11 protein-coding genes are annotated in these 16,878 nt (G+C 71.6%); 8 read left to right on the top strand and 3 right to left on the bottom strand.

The genetic code is table 11. The features are described from left to right. Positions 1-11 precede the first annotated feature (11 nt). A complete protein-coding gene (locus tag AC1PK7_RS06305) occupies positions 12-2,108 on the top strand; it encodes a glycosyltransferase (RefSeq protein ID WP_481100213.1) in 2,097 nt (698 codons plus the stop codon). Positions 2,109-2,327: 219 nt separating this feature from the next. On the opposite strand, the gene AC1PK7_RS06300 is transcribed toward AC1PK7_RS06305, so the two are convergent. Both AC1PK7_RS06300 and AC1PK7_RS06295 read right to left on the bottom strand, forming a co-directional pair. Further along, positions 2,328-3,740 carry a hypothetical protein gene (locus AC1PK7_RS06300; protein WP_481100849.1) on the bottom strand — a complete coding sequence of 471 codons (1,413 nt, stop codon included), beginning with the start codon at positions 3,738-3,740 and terminating at the stop codon, positions 2,328-2,330. Positions 3,741-3,967: 227 nt separating this feature from the next. After that, positions 3,968-6,124: a RelA/SpoT family protein gene (locus AC1PK7_RS06295; RefSeq protein ID WP_481100212.1), complete on the bottom strand. Its 2,157-nt coding sequence runs from the start codon at positions 6,122-6,124 to the stop codon at positions 3,968-3,970. 180 nt (positions 6,125-6,304) lie between these two features. Here AC1PK7_RS06295 and pqqA point away from each other — a divergent pair, with 180 nt between their 5' ends. The 7 genes from pqqA (at position 6,305) to AC1PK7_RS06260 (ending at position 12,001) form a co-directional block, all read left to right on the top strand. Then, positions 6,305-6,466: a pyrroloquinoline quinone precursor peptide PqqA gene (gene pqqA / locus AC1PK7_RS06290; RefSeq protein WP_199774638.1), complete on the top strand. Its 162-nt coding sequence runs from the start codon at positions 6,305-6,307 to the stop codon at positions 6,464-6,466. A 64-nt stretch (positions 6,467-6,530) separates the two neighbouring features. Next, the gene (pqqB, locus tag AC1PK7_RS06285; protein ID WP_481100211.1) at positions 6,531-7,430 is read left to right on the top strand and encodes a pyrroloquinoline quinone biosynthesis protein PqqB; all 900 of its coding nucleotides are present in this window, start codon (positions 6,531-6,533) and stop codon (positions 7,428-7,430) included. A gap of 34 nt (positions 7,431-7,464) precedes the next feature. Beyond that, positions 7,465-8,211, top strand: coding sequence for a pyrroloquinoline-quinone synthase PqqC (gene pqqC, locus AC1PK7_RS06280; RefSeq protein WP_481100210.1), 747 nt, complete (start codon positions 7,465-7,467; stop codon positions 8,209-8,211). Beyond that, positions 8,208-8,486, top strand: coding sequence for a pyrroloquinoline quinone biosynthesis peptide chaperone PqqD (gene pqqD, locus AC1PK7_RS06275; protein WP_481100209.1), 279 nt, complete (start codon positions 8,208-8,210; stop codon positions 8,484-8,486). Before pqqC ends, pqqD begins: the two co-directional genes overlap by 4 nt. Further along, the gene (gene pqqE, locus AC1PK7_RS06270) at positions 8,483-9,604 is read left to right on the top strand and encodes a pyrroloquinoline quinone biosynthesis protein PqqE (protein ID WP_481100208.1); all 1,122 of its coding nucleotides are present in this window, start codon (positions 8,483-8,485) and stop codon (positions 9,602-9,604) included. The genes pqqD and pqqE overlap by 4 nt, the downstream gene beginning before the upstream one ends. A gap of 97 nt (positions 9,605-9,701) precedes the next feature. After that, positions 9,702-10,214 (top strand): hypothetical protein, encoded by a 513-nt coding sequence (locus AC1PK7_RS06265; RefSeq protein ID WP_209229701.1) that lies wholly within the window; start codon positions 9,702-9,704, stop codon positions 10,212-10,214. Positions 10,215-10,231: 17 nt separating this feature from the next. Beyond that, complete coding sequence (locus AC1PK7_RS06260; RefSeq protein ID WP_481100848.1) at positions 10,232-12,001, top strand: chloride channel protein; 1,770 nt, start codon at positions 10,232-10,234, stop codon at positions 11,999-12,001. A gap of 652 nt (positions 12,002-12,653) precedes the next feature. Here AC1PK7_RS06260 and hrpA read toward each other — a convergent pair. Next, positions 12,654-16,847, bottom strand: a complete 4,194-nt coding sequence (gene hrpA / locus AC1PK7_RS06255) for an ATP-dependent RNA helicase HrpA (RefSeq protein ID WP_481100207.1) — start codon at positions 16,845-16,847, stop codon at positions 12,654-12,656. Between the last annotated feature and the right edge of the window lie 31 nt (positions 16,848-16,878).

The following is a 16,878-nucleotide window of genomic DNA, read 5'->3' as shown; positions in this document are numbered from 1 at the left end:
AGTGGTCCCGGATGTCGATGTCGTGGGCGAATGCGCGCTACGCCCTGAACCGCCTGGCCGGCCTGGTCCGGCGCGGCCTGACCAGTCTGCGCACGCGCGGCTGGCGCAGCACCTGGGAGCGCCTGCGCGTGCATGCGCAACCGCTGCCGCCGCCGCAGCGCGCGCTGTTCGCGGTGGAAGCGGCGCCGTTCGCGCCGTTCGCGGTGCCGAACAGTCCCGCGCCGCTGGTCAGCATCGTGATCCCGGTCTACAACCACGTCGCGCATACCCTCGCCTGCCTGCGCGCGCTGGCCGCACATCCGCCGGCCGCGCCCTGCGAGATCCTGGTGATCGACGACGGCAGCAGCGACGACACGGCACAGTGGCTGCCGCAGGTGGTCGGCCTGCACTACCATGTGCGCGAACGCAACGGCGGCTTCATCGCCACCTGCAACGACGGCGCTGCGCGCGCGCAGGGCCGCTACCTGGTGTTCCTCAACAACGACACGGTGCCGCAGCCGGGCTGGCTGGACGCGTTGCTGGACACCTTCGCGCAACTGCCGCAGGCCGGCCTGGTCAGCGCGCAACTGCTGTATCCCGACGGCCGCCTGCAGGATGCCGGCGGCGTGGTCTTCGCCGACGGCAGCGCCTGGAGCTACGGCCGCTTCGAGTCGCCCGACGACCCGCGCTATGCCTACCTGCGCGACGTCGACTACGGCAGCGGCGCGGCGCTGGCGATCGAGCGCGCGCGCTTCCTGGCGCTGGGCGGCTTCGACACGCGCTACATGCCGGCCTACTACGAGGACACCGACCTGGCCTTCGCGGTACGCGCCGCCGGCTTGCGCACGCTGGTGCAACCGGCCAGCCGCGTGGTGCACGACGAGGGCACCAGCAACGGCACCGATACCGGCAGCGGCATCAAGGCCTACCAGGTGCGCAACCGTGCGGTCTTCGCCGCCAAGTGGGCCGAGGTATTGCCGCAACACCTCGCTCCAGGCGAGGTGCCGGTGCCGGCGCTGCTGCATCGCCGACAGCGTCAGGTGCTGATCCTGGACGAAGCGCTGCCGCAGCCGGACCGCGATTCCGCCTCGCTGCGCCAGCTCAACCTGATCCGCCTGCTGCTCGAGGAGGGCGCGCACGTGGTGTTCGTGCCCAGCGAGCGCAGCTATGCCAGCCGCCATAGCGAGACCCTGCAACGGCTCGGCGTGGAGGTGTGGTACGCGCCGTATCTGAAGAACCTGACCTGGTTCCTGCAGCAGCACGGCGCGCGCTTCCACAGCGTGCTGCTGGTGCGCCACCACGTCGCCCATGCCTGCCTGCCGCTGCTGCGCCGGTTCGCGCCGCAGGCACGGCGCCTGTTCGACACCGTGGACCTGCACTACCTGCGCGAGCGCCGCGGTGCCGAACTCGCCGGCGACGCGCGCCTGCTGCGCGAGGCCGAGCGCACACGCGCGCGCGAACTGGAGGTGATGGCACAGGTGGACGTGACCGTGCTGGTCAGCGCGGTCGAACGCGAACAGTTGCAGCGCGAGGCGCCGCAGGTGCGCACGGCGCTGATCTCGAACCTGCACGAGGTCGCCGGCCCCGGCCTGCCGTGGGCGCAGCGCCGCGACCTGGTGTTCGTCGGCGGCTTCCGCCATGCGCCCAACGTGGACGCGGTGCGCTGGTTCCTGCAGGAGGTGTTCCCGGCGGTGCGCCTGCGCCTGCCGGAGGTGCGCTTCCACTGCATCGGCGCGGACATGCCGGAGGACATCCGCCGCCTCGGCGAGGCCACCGCCGGCGTCGAACTGCTCGGCCACGTCCCCGAGATCGCCGCCTACATGGACGGCATGCGCATCGCCGTGGCGCCGCTGCGGTTCGGCGCGGGGGTCAAGGGCAAGGTCAACCTCAGCATGGCCCATGGCCAACCGGTGGTGGCCACCGCCTGCGCGGTGGAAGGCATGCACCTGCGCGACGGCGAGGACGTGCTGATCGCCGACGACCCCGCCGCGTTCGCCGACGCCATCGCGCAGCTGTACGCCGATCCGGCGCTGTGGCAGCGGCTGGCCGACAACGGCCTGCGCAACATCGAAACCCACTTCTCCCTGGACGCCGCCCGCGCCACGGTGCGCGAGGCGTTCCTGGCCTGAGCGGCGGTAGCGCGCCGTTTTCTATCGCGTCGGGACTGAAGTCCCTCCCACAACGGTGCTGCGAGCATCGCCACTGCCTGGGGCCGTGCTGAGCAGATAACGCCCGCGCCGTAAAAAGTTCACGACACATGAGCTGTCCGAGTGCACCTGTGGGAGGGGCTTCAGCCCCGACGCATTGCAGCCTCAGCCAGCAGAAAAGCCTAACCCGTACTGCAGGCACTAACGCCCAGGGCTGAGGCTGCGCAAACGGCGCTCGAAGGCGGCCAGTTCCGGGGTGGCCGGGTCGATCGCGCGGGCGCGCTGCAGCGCCTGCCGTGCGAAGGCGGCATCGCCGCCGCTCAGGCGCTCGTCGCCGACCGCCAGCCAGCGCTGCGCCAGGCGCCGCCGGGCGGTGGCCAGCCCGTTGCCGCCCGGCGCCAATGCACGCCAGGCGTCGTAGCAGGCGCTGGCCGCCAGCACCCGATTGCCGCGCATGGCATCGTCGAAACAGCGTCGCAGCGCCGCCAGCACGCGCTGCTCAGCCGCGCGCACCCGCGCATCGCGCGGCGCCAGGGTCTGCGCCGCCAGCAAGGTGTCGTAGGCGCTGGCGCCGGGCGGGGTCAGCCAGTCGCCGCGCGCCTCGGCGGCCTGCAGATCGGCCAGCAGACGCTGCAGGCGCCGCTCGCGCTCGGCCGGCGACACCCGCGAAGGCGGCGTGGCCTGGCTTTGCCGGGCGCGCTGCAACGCCTGCTTCGCATCGGCCAGCGCGCGGCTGTCCGGCGCCAGGGCCTGGCCCTTGCGCAAGGCGCGCTCGGCCTCGCCGAAACGGAAATCGGCGGCGGCACGGCTCGCCTGCAGCGCATAGGCCGCGGCCACCCGCTCCAGGCCGTCGCTGGCGCCCGCCGCATCCGGTACCGCCGCGCGCCACTGCGCGAAGGCGCGCGCCGCCGCGTCCAGGCGCTGCCGGCGCAGGGCCTGCTCGGCGTCGTACTGCAGGCGCTCCAGCGCCCGGTTCAGTTCCGCCTGGGTCTCGGGCAGGTCGACATGGCCGGGGTCGTAGCCACGCGCGCGCTCCACCAGCGCCGCGGCGGCGGCCAGGTCGCCGCGCGCCAGATCGCCGCGTGCGTGCTGCAGCAGTTCCGACAATGCATCCTCGCGCCCTTCCAGCGCCGCGGTGCGTTCCGGCGCGTACTCCAGCACCCGCTGGTACAGCGGCAGGGCCGCGTCTGGGCCATCGTCCAGATGCCCGTCGCGGCGCGCCTGCGCCGCCCGCTGCAGCAATTGATCGATGCCGGCGTGCGCGGCCTCGCGCGCGCGCAGTGCCGCCTCGATGCGGTCGGCATCGGCGCGCGGCACCTGCAGCGCGCGCGCCAGCGCCAGCGCCTCGCGCGCCTGCGGATAGCGCCCGGCGGCCAGCGCCGCACGCGCCTGCCCCAGTGCCGCACGCCCGGTCGCGGCCAAGCCGACGCGCGCCTGCATGCGGTCGCTGTCCAGCGCCAGCGCGGCTTCGAAGCGCTCGCGCGCGCCGCTGCCGTCGGCGGCGCTGAGCCGACCCGCGCGCAACGCCGCATGGCCCTGGTCGAGCAACTGCTGGATGCGCGTCTCCGGCCAGATCAGATCGGCCAGCGGGCGGCGGAACACCACCACGGCCATCCCCAGCACCAGCAGCACCGCCAGCGCCCAGCGCCAGACACGCCGATCACGCCACAGCGGCACCGGCCGCTGCCTGCGCGTGGGTTCGTCCCTGACCTGATCCGGCGGCATGCTCACCGCGCAAGCTTAGCGTCGGCCCGATGACGAACAGCTGTGCATGGCACCGGCCATCGCCACGGCGGGCGACCCCGCCGCCGGCGCGCCTCAGGACCCCGCGCCGCCGCCCCTCAGCCCAGCCGCCGCGCCTCGTGCACGCCCGGCAGCGCGTCGAGCTTGCCGAGCAAGGTGGACAGCTGCCCGTAGTCGCCGACCTTCAGCCGCAGCCGCAGTTGCGCCAGGCCGCTGTCGCGCACGTTCTCGCTGTTGATCTCCAGCACGTGCGCCTCTTCCTGGGCGATCAGGTTGGTGATGTCCTTGAGCAGCCAGCGCCGGTCCACCGCGCGCACCAGCACGTCGACCTCGTAGCCGCCGCCGGCCTGGCCCCACTCCACCGGCAGCACCCGCTGCGGATGGCTGGCAGCCAGCCGCGCGAACGCGGCGCAGTCGCTGCGGTGCACGGTGACGCCGCGGGTGCGGGTGAGATAGCCGGCGATCGGCTCGCCGGCCACCGGCTGGCAGCAGCGCGCCAGTTGCACCAGCAGATTGCCCACGCCCTGCACGGTGAACTTGGACTTGCCCAGGCCGGTGCGGCGGGCGGTCGGCCGCGGCATGGCCGGCGCCGCCGGCTGCGCCGCGGCGCGCTCGGCCTCGTGCAGCGCGCGCCCGACCTGGCTGGGGCCGACGTCACCCAGCGCGACCTGGATGTACAGCTCCTCCACGCCGTCGGCATGGAACTTCTTCGCCGCCGGCAACAGGTCGGCCTGCTGCAACCCCAGGCGCTTGAGTTCGCGCTCCAGCAGTTCCTTGCCGGCCTGCACGTTGCGCGCGCGGTCCAGCTTGTGGAACCAGGCGCGCACCTTGTCGCGCGAGCGCCCGCTGGCCAGGTAACCGTTGGCCGGCAGCAGCCAGTCGCGGCGCGGCTCGGCCTCCTTGCCGGTGAGGATCTCCACGCGGTCGCCGCTGCGCAGCTTGTGGGTCAGCGGCACGATGCGGTTGTTGACCTTGGCGCCGCGGCAGCGGTGCCCGACCATGGTGTGCACGTGGTAGGCGAAATCCAGCGGCGTGGCGCCCTGCGGCAGGTCGATCACCTCGCCCATCGGGGTCAGCGCATACACCCGGTCCTCGACCAGCTCGGCGTCCAGCGCCCCGGCCAGCCCGCCCTGCTCGCCGTCCTGCGACTGTTCCAGCAGTTGCCGCATCCAGGTGATCTTGCGGTCGAAGGCCTTCTCCGCGCCCTTGCCGCCTTCCTTGTATTTCCAGTGCGCGGCCACGCCCAGCTCGGCCTGCGCATGCATGTCGTGGGTGCGGATCTGCACCTCGATCGTGCGCCCTTCCGGGCCGACCACCGCGGTGTGCAGCGAGCGGTAGTCGTTGGCCTTGGGCCGGGCGATGTAGTCGTCGAACTCGCTGGGCACCGGCGCCCACAGCGCATGCACCACGCCCAGCGCGGCATAGCAGGCGGCGACGTCGTCGACCATCACCCGCACCGCGCGCAGGTCGTACAGCTGGTCGAAGGCCAGGCGCTTCTTCTGCATCTTCCGCCAGATGCTGTAGATGTGCTTGGGCCGCCCGCTGATCTCCGCGCGCAGGCCCTGCTCGGCCAGCGCCTTGGACAGGATCTTCTTGACCGCCTCGATGTAGCGCTCGCGCGCCACCCGGCTCTCGTCGACCTCGCGGGCGATGCGCCGGTAGGTGTCCGGCTCCAGGTGCCGGAACGCCAGGTCCTCCAGCTCCCATTTCAGCTGCCAGATGCCCAGGCGGTTGGCCAGCGGCGCGTGAATGTCGCGGGTCAACTGCGCCAGCGCGCGGCGCTGCGCCTCCGGCGCCTTGTCGGCCACGCGCATCTGCGCCAGTTGCCGCGCCAGCAGGATCGGCACCACCCGCAGATCCTGCACGATCGACAGCAGCAGCCGGCGCAGGCCTTCGCTGTTGCGCCCGGCCTCACGCCCGGCATGCAGCGCCCACACCGGGTCGGCGGCGTCCTGCGCCTCCAGCAGACCGGCCACCGCCTGCGCCCGTGCCGGTGGCGCCACCGGCAACTGCGGCAACTGTGCGCGCAAGGCCGGCAGGTCGAACAGCAACGCCGCCAGCAGCGCCGCCTCGTCGGCCGACAGCAGCGCCAGCGCGTCCAGGGTGTCGGCCAGCACCGGCCACGGCAGCCGCGGCAGCGGCTCGGCCTGTGCCTGCCAGGCCTGCAGCAGCGCCGCGCGCAGGGCGGGCGCCAGGGTCGCGGCCGACGGGCGCTGCAGCAACGCCTCCAGGCCGGAGTGGACGGTGTGGTTCAAGGACGGACGCAGTCGACGAAACGGTGCCGCCTACACTAACGCGCTTGTGCGCGTTCTCACAATTGCGCCGGCCACGCGCCGGGAGGCGCTTGGCGGATACGCACCGCCGCGTCACTGTGATCCGGTTGCGACTTGCGGCGGTTTTACCGGAATTTCACAACCGCCCAAATCCCCGCGCCTATGCTCGAACGCGACGGCGACCCGCTGCTGTCCGCATGCGCCGCTGCCGTCGTCCCTGGACCGACTCGAAGAGGAACGCACATGAAAAAGTGGAACAAGCCTGTGATCCGCGAAATCTGCGTCGGCGCGGAAATCAACTGCTACGCCTCCGGCGAGCTCTGACCCGCGCACTCCTCCCTTCCCGCGACCGAAGCGCGACCGGCCAGGCGCCATCAACGGAGACCGGATGCACCTCATCGTTTTGGGATCGGCGGCAGGCGGAGGGCATCCGCAGTGGAACTGCCACACGCCCGCGAGCCAACGCGCGTGGCAGCAACACCCGGGTGCCCAACGCCGTACCCAGGCCAGCATCGCGGTCAGCATCGACCGCCAGCGCTGGCTGCTGATCAACGCGTCACCAGATTTTCGCCAGCAAGTGCTGGCCACCCCCGCACTATGGCCACAGCGCGACCAGCGCCATTCGCCGATCGAGGCGGTCCTGCTGACCAGCGGCGAGATCGACCATATCGCCGGCCTGCTGTCGATGCGCGAGAGCCAGCGCTTCGACCTGTACGCGAGTAGCCGCGTGCTCGACCTGCTGGCGCAAAACCCGGTGTTCGACGCGCTGCACCCGGCCTATGTGCACCGCCATCCGTTCGCCCTGGACACGCCACTGTCGCTGCTCGGCCTGCAGGTCACGCCGTTCGCGGTGCCGGGCAAGGTGCCGCTGTTCATGGAATCCCGCCACAGCGGCGACCTGGCCGGCTCGGCCGAGGAGACGCTGGGCCTGACCATCGACGACGGCACGCACCGCCTGCACTACATCCCCGGCTGCGCGGCGCTGACCGACGCGTTGCGCGAGCGCCTGCACGGCGCCGAACTGGTGTTCTTCGACGGCACCCTGTGGCGCGACGACGAGCTGGTGCAGTTGGGCATCAGCGCCAAGACCGGCCAGCGCATGGGCCACATGAGCATCGAAGGCGAGGCCGGCACGCTGCGTGCCTTCGCCGACCTGGGCGTGGCACGCAAGGTCTTCATCCACATCAACACCACCAACCCCATCCTCGACGCCGGCTCCGCCGAGCGTGCCACGGTCGCCGCGCACGGCTGGGACGTTGCCTACGACGGCCTGGAGATCGCGCTGTGACCCGAATCCCCGCCCCGCCCGCGAGACCGAATCCGTGACTACGTTGCTGAGCCCCGAGCAACTGGAAACCGCACTGCGCGGGATCGGTGCGCGGCTGTACCACGACCAGCACCCCTTCCACGCCCTGCTGCACAGCGGCCGCCTGAACCGCAGTCAGGTCCAGGCCTGGGCGCTGAACCGCTACGAGTACCAACGCTGCATCCCGCTCAAGGACGCGGCGATCCTGGCGCGGATGGACGACCCGGCGCTGCGCCGGATCTGGCGCCAGCGCATCGTCGACCACGACGGCAGCGCCGAGGGCGAAGGCGGCATCGCCCGCTGGCTGCACCTGACCGACGCGCTGGGACTGGACCGCGACCTGGTGCAGTCCGGACGCGGCCTGCTGCCCGGCACCCGCTTCGCGGTGCAGGCCTACCTGCACTTCGTGCGCGAGAAGAGCCTGCTGGAAGCGATCGCCTCGTCGCTAACCGAATTGTTCGCGCCCGGCATCATCGGCCACCGCGTCGCCGGCATGCTGCAGCACTACGACTTCGTCTCGCGCGAGGCGCTGGCGTATTTCGAGCATCGCCTGCACGAGGCGCCACGCGATTCGGACTTCGCCCTGGACTACGTCAAACGCCACGCCGACACCGTGGAGAAGCAGCAACTGGTGCAGGACGCGCTGCGTTTCAAGTGCGGCGTGCTGTGGTCGCAACTGGATGCGCTGCACTTCGCTTACGTGCAACCGGGCGTGGCCTGGCCGGACGCGTTCGTGCCGGACGCCGCGCAGGCCGCGGCATGAGCACGCTGGACGCGAGCAGCCAACCGCGGCTCGCCGCCGGCGTGCGCCTGCAGCACGACCGCGCCCGCGACCAATGGGTGCTGCTGGCGCCGGAGCGGGTGATCGAACTGGACGCCATCGCCCACGCCATCGTCTCGCGCTGCGATGGCGCGCGCAGCCTGGCGGCGATCGCGGCGGAACTGGCGGCCGAATTCGAAGCCGACCCGACCGAGGTCGAACACGACGTGCGCGAACTGGCGCAGCAGTTGCACGCCAAGCGGCTGCTGCGCGCATGAACGCCCCGGTGCCGCCGCCGCTGTCGATCCTGCTGGAGCTGACCCACCGCTGCCCGCTGGCCTGCCCGTACTGTTCCAACCCCATCGCACTGGCCGTCCTGCGCGAGGAACTGGATACGGCCGGCTGGCGCTCGGCGCTGGACCAGGCCGCGGCGATGGGCGTACTGCAGGCGCATTTCTCCGGCGGCGAGCCGATGCTGCGCAAGGACCTGCCCGAGCTGGTCGCGCATGCACGCGCACTGGGCCTGTACAGCAACCTGATCACCTCCGGCGTGGCCGGTGGCGCGCCGATGCTGGCGGACCTGGCCGCGGCCGGGTTGGAACACGTGCAGTTGAGCGTCCAGGACGCCGACGCCGCCGGCGCCGACCGCATCGCCGGCTACCGCGACAGCCTGGCCAAGAAGCGCGCCTTCGCCGCGGCGGTGCGCGCACTCGACCTGCCGCTGACGATCAATGCGGTGATCCACCGCCACAACGCCGAACGCGTGCCGGCGATGATCGAGCTGGCGCTGGAACTCGGTGCCGAACGCCTGGAAGTGGCGCACACCCAATACTACGGCTGGGGCCTGCGCAATCGCGCCGCGCTGATGCCCAGCCGCGCGCAGATCGACGCCACCGTGGCCGCGGTGGACGCCGCCCGGCTACGCCTGCAGGACCGCCTGCACATCGACTTCGTCACCCCCGACTACTACGCGCACCGGCCCAAGGCCTGCATGGGCGGCTGGGGCCAGCGCTTCGTCAACATCTCCCCACGCGGCGATGTGCTGCCCTGCCATGCCGCCGAGACCCTGCCGGACATGCGCTTCGAGAACCTGCGCACGCGCCCGCTGGCGGCGATCTGGGAAGACGGCGAGGCCTTCGTGCGCTTCCGCGGCAGCGCCTGGATGCCCGAGGTGTGCCAAGGCTGCCCGAAACGCGAGGTCGACTGGGGCGGCTGCCGCTGCCAGGCGCTGGCGCTGAGCGGCGATGCCGCGACCCTGGACCCGGTGTGCGAACGCGCCCCGGCGCACGCGGCGCTGCAGGCGCTGGCACAGCGCGAAGCCGCCGCGCCGGCCCCGGACTTCGTGTACCGGCGGCCGCCACGCGCCACCGCCGTGCCCGCCTCCGCCGACGACTGAACCCGGCGCCGACGCGGGCCCGGACGCGCCCGGCGTCCGGTGCGCGGTCACCGCTTGCGACTACACTACGGCGCATCCCACTGCCCGGATCCCCGCCATGTCCCTTGCGCGTCTCGCTCCCCTGGTCCTGTGCGCGGCGCTCGCCGTGTCCGCCGCCCCGGCGCTCGCCCAGCGCACCGTCTCCGGCGATCTGCAGACGCAGATGTCGCCGCAGGAGTTCAAGGCGGCCGGGTTGGACAAGCTCTCGCCACAGGAGCTGGCCGCGCTGAACGACTGGCTGCAGGGCAAGGTCGCCAAGGAAACCGCGGTGGCGCTGGAAAAGGCCAAGGAAGAGGGCCGCCGCGAGGTGATCACCAAGAACCGCGGCTTCTTCGACTTCGGCAGCGCCGAGCCGATCGAGAGCACTTTGGTCGGCGACTTCACCGGCTTCGGCAAGGGCCGCAAGTACGTGCTGGCCAACGGCCAGGAGTGGGAACAGACCGAGGCGGCGAGCCTGTCCAGCGTGCACCTCACCGCGCCCAAGGTGAAGATCACCCCCGGCATCGTCGGCGTCTGGTACATGCAGGTCGGCACCTACAACACCCGCGCCAAGGTCCGCCGCGTCAAATAGGGTCGCGCGCCGTGAACATGCGCCCGCGGCCAGGACTGGCCGACGCCTCGCACAGCCTCGCCGACGCGCTGCGCCGGCGCCTGCGCGCCAGCGATGTCTGGTTCATCGCCCTGGCCCTGCTGGTCGGCGTGATCGCCGGCCTGCTGACCCTGTTGCAGAGCAGCCTGGCGCACGGGGCGCAGGCCCTGCTGTACGGCCTGGAGGCCGACGAGCGGCTCAGCGCCATGTCCGAACTGAGCGTGCACCAGTTGCTGGTGCTGCCGCTGGGCGGGCTTCTGGTCGGCCTGCTGGGCATGGCCGCACGCGCGCGCAAGCGGCAACTGGTCGACGCCGTCGAAGCCAACGCGCTGTACGGCGGGCGCATGTCGATGCGCGACAACCTGATCGTCTCCGTGCAGACCCTGTTCTCCAACGGCGTCGGCGCCTCGGTCGGCCTGGAAGCGGCCTACACGCAGATGGGCGCGGGCAGCGGCTCGCACCTGGGCCGGGTGCTGCGCCTGCGCCGCGCCGACATCCGCACCCTGGTCGGCGCCGGCGCCGGCGCAGCCATCGCCGCCGCGTTCGGCGCGCCGCTGGCCGGGGCGTTCTACGCCTTCGAGATCGTGATCGGCGCCTACTCGCCGTCGGCGCTGGCACCGGTGGCGGTGGCCTCGCTGGGCGCGGTGTTCGTGTCGCAGCTGGCCGGGGTGCAGCCGTACCTGCTGCCGGCCTCGGCGGCCTCGGCGCTGGAGGCGCGCGACTACGTGCTGTACGCGCTGCTGGGCGTGCTCTGCGCGCTGCTGGCGGTGGCGGTGATGCGCCTGATCGGCGCGATCGAACAGGCGATCAACCGCAGCCAGCTGCCGCGCTGGGCACGCCCGGTCGCCGGCGGCCTGCTGCTGATCCCGCTGGCGCTGATCACGCCGCAGGTGCTGTCCTCCGGACACGGCGCGCTGCACCTGGACCTGACCAGCCCGACCTCGCTGCGCTGGCTGGGCATCCTGTTGCTGCTCAAGTGCCTGGGCTCGGCCATCTCGCTGGGCTTCGGCTTTCGCGGCGGCCTGTTCTTCGCCTCGCTGTTCATGGGCTCGCTGGTCGGCGGGCTGTTCGCCGGCGTGCTCAATCTCGGCAGCGGCATGGCCCTGGTCGACGGCACCGCCGCGTCGCTGGCCGGCATGGCGGCGATGGCCGCCGCGGTGATCGGCGCGCCGATGACGATGGCGATGCTGGTGCTGGAAGGCACCCACGACTTCGTGCTGGCCAGTGCGGTGATGGTGGCGGTGCTGGTGGCCAACACCATCGTCCGGCAGATCTTCGGCTATTCGTTCTCGACCTGGCGCCTGCACCTGCGCGGCGAGACCATCAAGAGCGCGCGCGACGTCGGCTGGGTCAAGCACCTCAGCGCCGGGCGGATGATGCAGAAGGACGTGCATCCGCTGGCCGCCACCACCAGCGTGGCCGAATTCCGCCGCCGCTTCCCGCTCGGCTCGGGCACGCGCGTGGTGCTGGAGGACGAGAGCGGCCATTACGCCGGCCTGGTCACCCTGGCCGCCGCCTACGCCGACGGCGTCAACGCCGACGCGGCCATCGTCGACTACGCCGGCAACCGCGACGTGGCCCTGCCCGCCGACACCGACGTGGTCACCGCCATGCGCCAGTTCGACCTGACCCAGAGCGACGAACTGGCGGTGGTCGACGAGCACGGCAAGGTGCTGGGCGTGCTGAGCGAAAGCTTCGTGCGCAAGCGCTATGCCGAGGAACTGGACAAGCGCCAGCGCGAGCTGATGGGCGAGCGGGTGGATGACTGAGGGGCGGGGATTGGGGATTGGGGATTGGGGATTCACAGGACTGCTGGCCCCTGAGAGGTTGAGGGCCGTGCTCGCATGTCGTAGGAGCGGCTTCAGCCGCGACGCGTTGGCGCAAAAAGGTCGCGGCTGAAGCCGCTCCTACCCCGCACCGGCAAGATGCTGCTGCGTCGGCGCTTGGCTCCCCCAAAGACGTGCCATTACCGCGCAACTCGCTTGCCCTCCACACGGCGCAACTCTCTCGTGGGAGGGACTTCAGTCCCGACGCTTTTGGCGGCAACGCGTCGGGACTGAAGCCCCTCCCACAACGGTCGCCGTGACCACTGCACGCGGGGCATCGCCCTTTGTGGGAGGGGCTTCGGCCCCGACGCATTACCGCCAGAGCATCGGGAATGCAGGGCACCTCCAATATTCTCTGGGGTGCAGGCGTAGGAGCGGCTTCAGCCGCGACGAGGCCTTGCCGGGAGCGCCGTCGCGGCTGAAGCCGCTCCTACAGATGCAATGACGCGTATGACGAACGCGGGTGATGAGACCTGCCCTGAAATCCCTTCCACAGAACGCTGCAAACGCGAACACCTCGGCCACGGGCAGCAGGAACCGCACGGGAATCCCGCCACCAATCCCCAATCCCCAATCCCCAATCTCGAATCCCGAATCACCGCAGCAGAGCCACCCGCTGCGCCAGCTTCTTGGCCGAGATACCGGCACGGGCACCCAGTTCCTGGGCGAACAGCGACACCCGCAGTTCTTCCAGATCCCAGCGCAGCGCCTGCCATTCCGGCGTGTCGCCGCGGCCGGCCACGGCCGCGTCGGCCAGCGCGTCGACGAACGGCTTCAGTTCCAGCATCCGTGCCTGGTCGCGGGCGGGATCGCGCTTGGCGCGTTCGGCGCGCAGGATCATCGCGCGCAGATAGCGCGGGAACTGCGCCAGGGCCGTGCCCGGGGTCTCGCGCAGGAAGCCCGGATGCAGCAAGGCCGCCAGTTGCGCGCGCAGGTCGTCGAGGTTGCCGCTGGCCCAGCCCATCAGCGGCGATTCCAGTTGCGGCTTCAGCTCCGCCGCCGCGCCCATGATCGCCTCGGCCAGCTTCAGCCGCTCCATCGCCTCGCCGAACAGCTGCTTGGCAGCGGTATCGCGGCGCTGGGCGAAACTGTCCGCATCGCGGATCGCCTCCAGCCCCTGCTCCAGCAGCGCGTTCAACGCCGCCTCCACCAAATCGCCGCGCAGGCGTTCCTGGGATTCGATCGCCGCGTACAACAGCCCGGTCTTGGGCGACACCGGCAACTGCTTGCGCGCCTGCTTGACCTTGTCGGCCAGGGCGATCTCCAGCAACCGGCGCACGCCGCGCGGATGCGCGGCCTCGGCCTGCGCGCGGTCGGCGAAGATGCGCAGCGCGGCGCTGTCGCCCTCGTCCACCAGCGCCGGATACGCCGGCACGCCGGCTTCGCCCGGCACCTGCAGCGGAATCGGCGCCGCCGGAAATTCGCGCAGCCCGGTCGCGGCCATGGCACGGCCGGCGCGCGCGGCGAAGGCCTGCCCGGCACGTTCGCCGAAGCGCGCACGCAACGCGTCCAGGTCGCGCGATTCGGCCAGCACCTTGCCGGCGTCGTCGCGCAGGCGCAGGTTCATGCGCAGATGCGGCTCCAGCGTGCCCTCGTCGAACTCCAGCGCACTCAGCGGCGCACCGGTGGCGCGCTGCAGGAAGCGCGCCAGCTCGCCGCGCAGGTCGTCGGCGCTGGGCTGCGGGAACGCCTCGTAGAACGCACGGGCGAAGTCCGGTGCCGGCACGTAGTTGCGGCGCAGCGCCTTGGGCAGGCTGCGGATCAGCGCCGCCGCCTTGTCGGCGACGAAGCCCGGCGCCAGCCACGACAGCCGCGCCGGGTCCAGCGCGTTGAGCAGGTGCACCGGCACCTCCAGGGTCACGCCGTCGTCGGCCGCGCCCGGTTCGAATCGGTAGTGCAGCGGCAGCCGCGCATCGCCCAGCGGGAAGTACGTGGGATAGCGCTCGGCCGCGCTGCCTTCGCCCGGCAGCAGATCGGCCAGCGACCAGTGCAGCGCGCGTCGCTGTTCCGGCGCCAGCGCCTTCCACCAGGCGTCCAGGCCGGAGGCGGAATGGATCTCGCCAGGAATCCGGTCCAGGTACCAGCGCGCCTGCCAGTCCTCGTCGGCGACGATGCCTGCGCGGCGCAGCTTGGCCTCTTCCTCGTGCGCCTGCGCCAGCACCTTCTGGTTGTCGGCGACGAAGCTGGCGCGGGTGTTGATCTCGCCCGGCACCAGGCCCTGGCGCACGAACAGTTCGTGCGCACCGGGCGGATCGATGCGGCCGTAGTGCACCGGCTTCTTCGGCGCCAGCACCAGCCCGAACAGGCTGATCTGCTCGGAGGCCAGCACCTGCCCCTGCGCGCGCGACCAGTGCGGATCGAAATGCTTGCGCGCCAGCAGGTGCGGCAACTCGGCGATCACCCAATCCGGCTCGATCGCCGCGTTGGTCAGGCCCCACACCTTCTGCGTGTCCAGCAGCGTCGCCGGCAGCACCCACGGCGGCGGCTTGCGGGCCAGCGCCGAGCCGGGGAACAGCAGGAAGCGGCGCTGCCGCGGCGCCAGGAAATCGCCCTTCTCGGTGCGATGGCCGACCTGGGTCGGCAGGCCGGCCAGCAACGCGCGGTGCAGCGCCTGGTAGGCCGCGGCACGCTCGCGTTCGCTGGCACGCGGCGCCTCGCCTGCCTCGGCGGGCGCCAGTGGTGCGGCCTGGGCCACCGGTGCGGGCGTGGCCGGCGTGCCGGTACCGCGGCCTTCACGAGCCAGGCGTGCGGCGCGGTGCAGCTGCCCACGAGTCGCGCGCGCCGCGGTCTCGGCATCGCGCGCCGGCGCGGGCGCGGAAGCGCCGGCCAGCAGGGGCCGCAGGGAGGCTTCCGCCGGCTCCTCGGTCCAGCCCAGCTCCGCGCACAGCAGATGCAGCTGGCGGTGCAGTTCGCGCCACTCGCGCATGCGCAGGAAGCCGAGAAAATGCCGTCCGCACCAATCGCGCAGCTTGGACTGGGTCAGATCCTCGTGCGCCTGCCGGTAGCCGTCCCACAGGCGCAGGATGCCGACGAACTCCGAACGCGCATCGGCGAACTTGGCATGCGCGTTGTCCGCGGCCTCGCGCGCCTCCGGCGGGCGCTCGCGCGGGTCCTGGATGCCCAGGAACGCGGCGATCACCAGCATCGGCCGCAGGCAGCCGTGCTGCTGCGCGGCCACCAGCATGCGCGCCAGCTTCACGTCCACCGGCAGCCGCGCCATCTTGCGGCCGATCTCGGTCAGCTTGCGCAGGCCATGGCGGTCCGGCTCGCCGACCGCGCCCAATTCCACCAGTTGCTGCCAGCCGTCGGCCACCGCACGCTCGTCCGGCGGCTCCAGGAACGGGAAATCCTCGATCCGTCCCAGCCCCAGCTGCAGCATGCGCAGGATCACCCCGGCCAGGCTGGAGCGGCGGATCTCCGGGTCGGTGAACTCCGGGCGCGCCTGGAAATCGGCCTCGGCGTACAGCCGGTAGCAGATGCCCTCGGCGATGCGGCCGCAGCGGCCCTTGCGCTGGTTGGCGCTGGCCTGCGAGATCGGCTCGATGTGCAGGCGATCGAGCTTCTGCCGCGGGCTGTAGCGCTTGACCCGCGCGTAGCCGGGATCGACCACGTAGCGGATCCGCGGCACCGTCAGCGAGGTTTCGGCGACGTTGGTGGCCAGCACCAGCCGCCGCCGCGGACCGGGGTTGAACACCCGATCCTGATCGGCGTTGGAGAGCCGCGCGTACAGCGGCAGCACCTCGGTCTCACGGTACTTGCGCCGTTCCAGCGCATGGTGCGCATCGCGGATCTCGCGTTCGCCGGGCAGGAACACCAACACGTCGCCGCGCGGATCCAGCCGGGTGATTTCGTCGATCGCCGCCACGATCGCGTCGTTGACGGAGAGGCCGGGATTCGGGATTCGGGATTCGGGATTCGAAACGGCGGTTGGCCGCGCGCGTTCGGCGTCACGGGCTTCTGCCAATCCCGAATCCCGAATCTCCAATCCCGGCTCCTCCAGCGGCCGGTAGCGCACTTCCACCGGATAGGTGCGGCCTTCCACGCTGATCACCGGCGCATCGTCGAAATGCGCGGCGAAGCGCGCGGTGTCGATCGTTGCGGAGGTCACGATGACCTTCAGGTCAGGACGCTTGCGCAGCAACTGCTTCAGGTAGCCCAGCAGGAAATCGATGTTGAGGCTGCGCTCGTGCGCCTCGTCGACGATGATCGTGTCGTAGCTGGACAGCCAGCGGTCGCTGGCGATCTCGGCCAGCAGGATGCCGTCGGTCATGAACTTGATGCGGGTCTGCTCGCCGACGCGGTCGTTGAAGCGCACCTGGAAGCCCACGGTCTCGCCCACCGGCGTGCGCAGCTCCTCGGCCACGCGGCTGGCCACCGCGCGCGCGGCGATGCGCCGCGGCTGGGTGCAGCCGATCATGCCAGCGGCGCCGCGTCCGGCGGCCAGGCACAGCTTCGGCAACTGCGTGGTCTTGCCCGAGCCGGTCTCGCCGGCGATCACCACCACCTGGTGCTCACGGATTAGCGCCACGATACGCTCGGCCTCTCGCGCGATCGGCAGCTGCGGATCCAACGTGATCGCCGGCTGCTGCGCCGCGCGCGCGGCGCAACGCGCCTGCGACGCCTGCAGCGCCTGTTCGAACGCCGTCTCCAGCGCGGCATTGCCGGGCGCGGCCTGCCAGCGCGACCATAGGCCCAGCAGGCGGCCACGGTCGCGGGTCAGCGCGCCATCGATCGCGGCGCGGCGTTCGCGCAGGCGTGCCGGCACGGTAGGTTTTTCGATAGCGTTCATCAATCGGATGCCATTGAACGTTGAATCACAG

This window comes from Xanthomonas sp. NCPPB 3174 (assembly GCF_056725205.1).
This window is presented reverse-complemented; position numbering and strand designations above follow the sequence as displayed.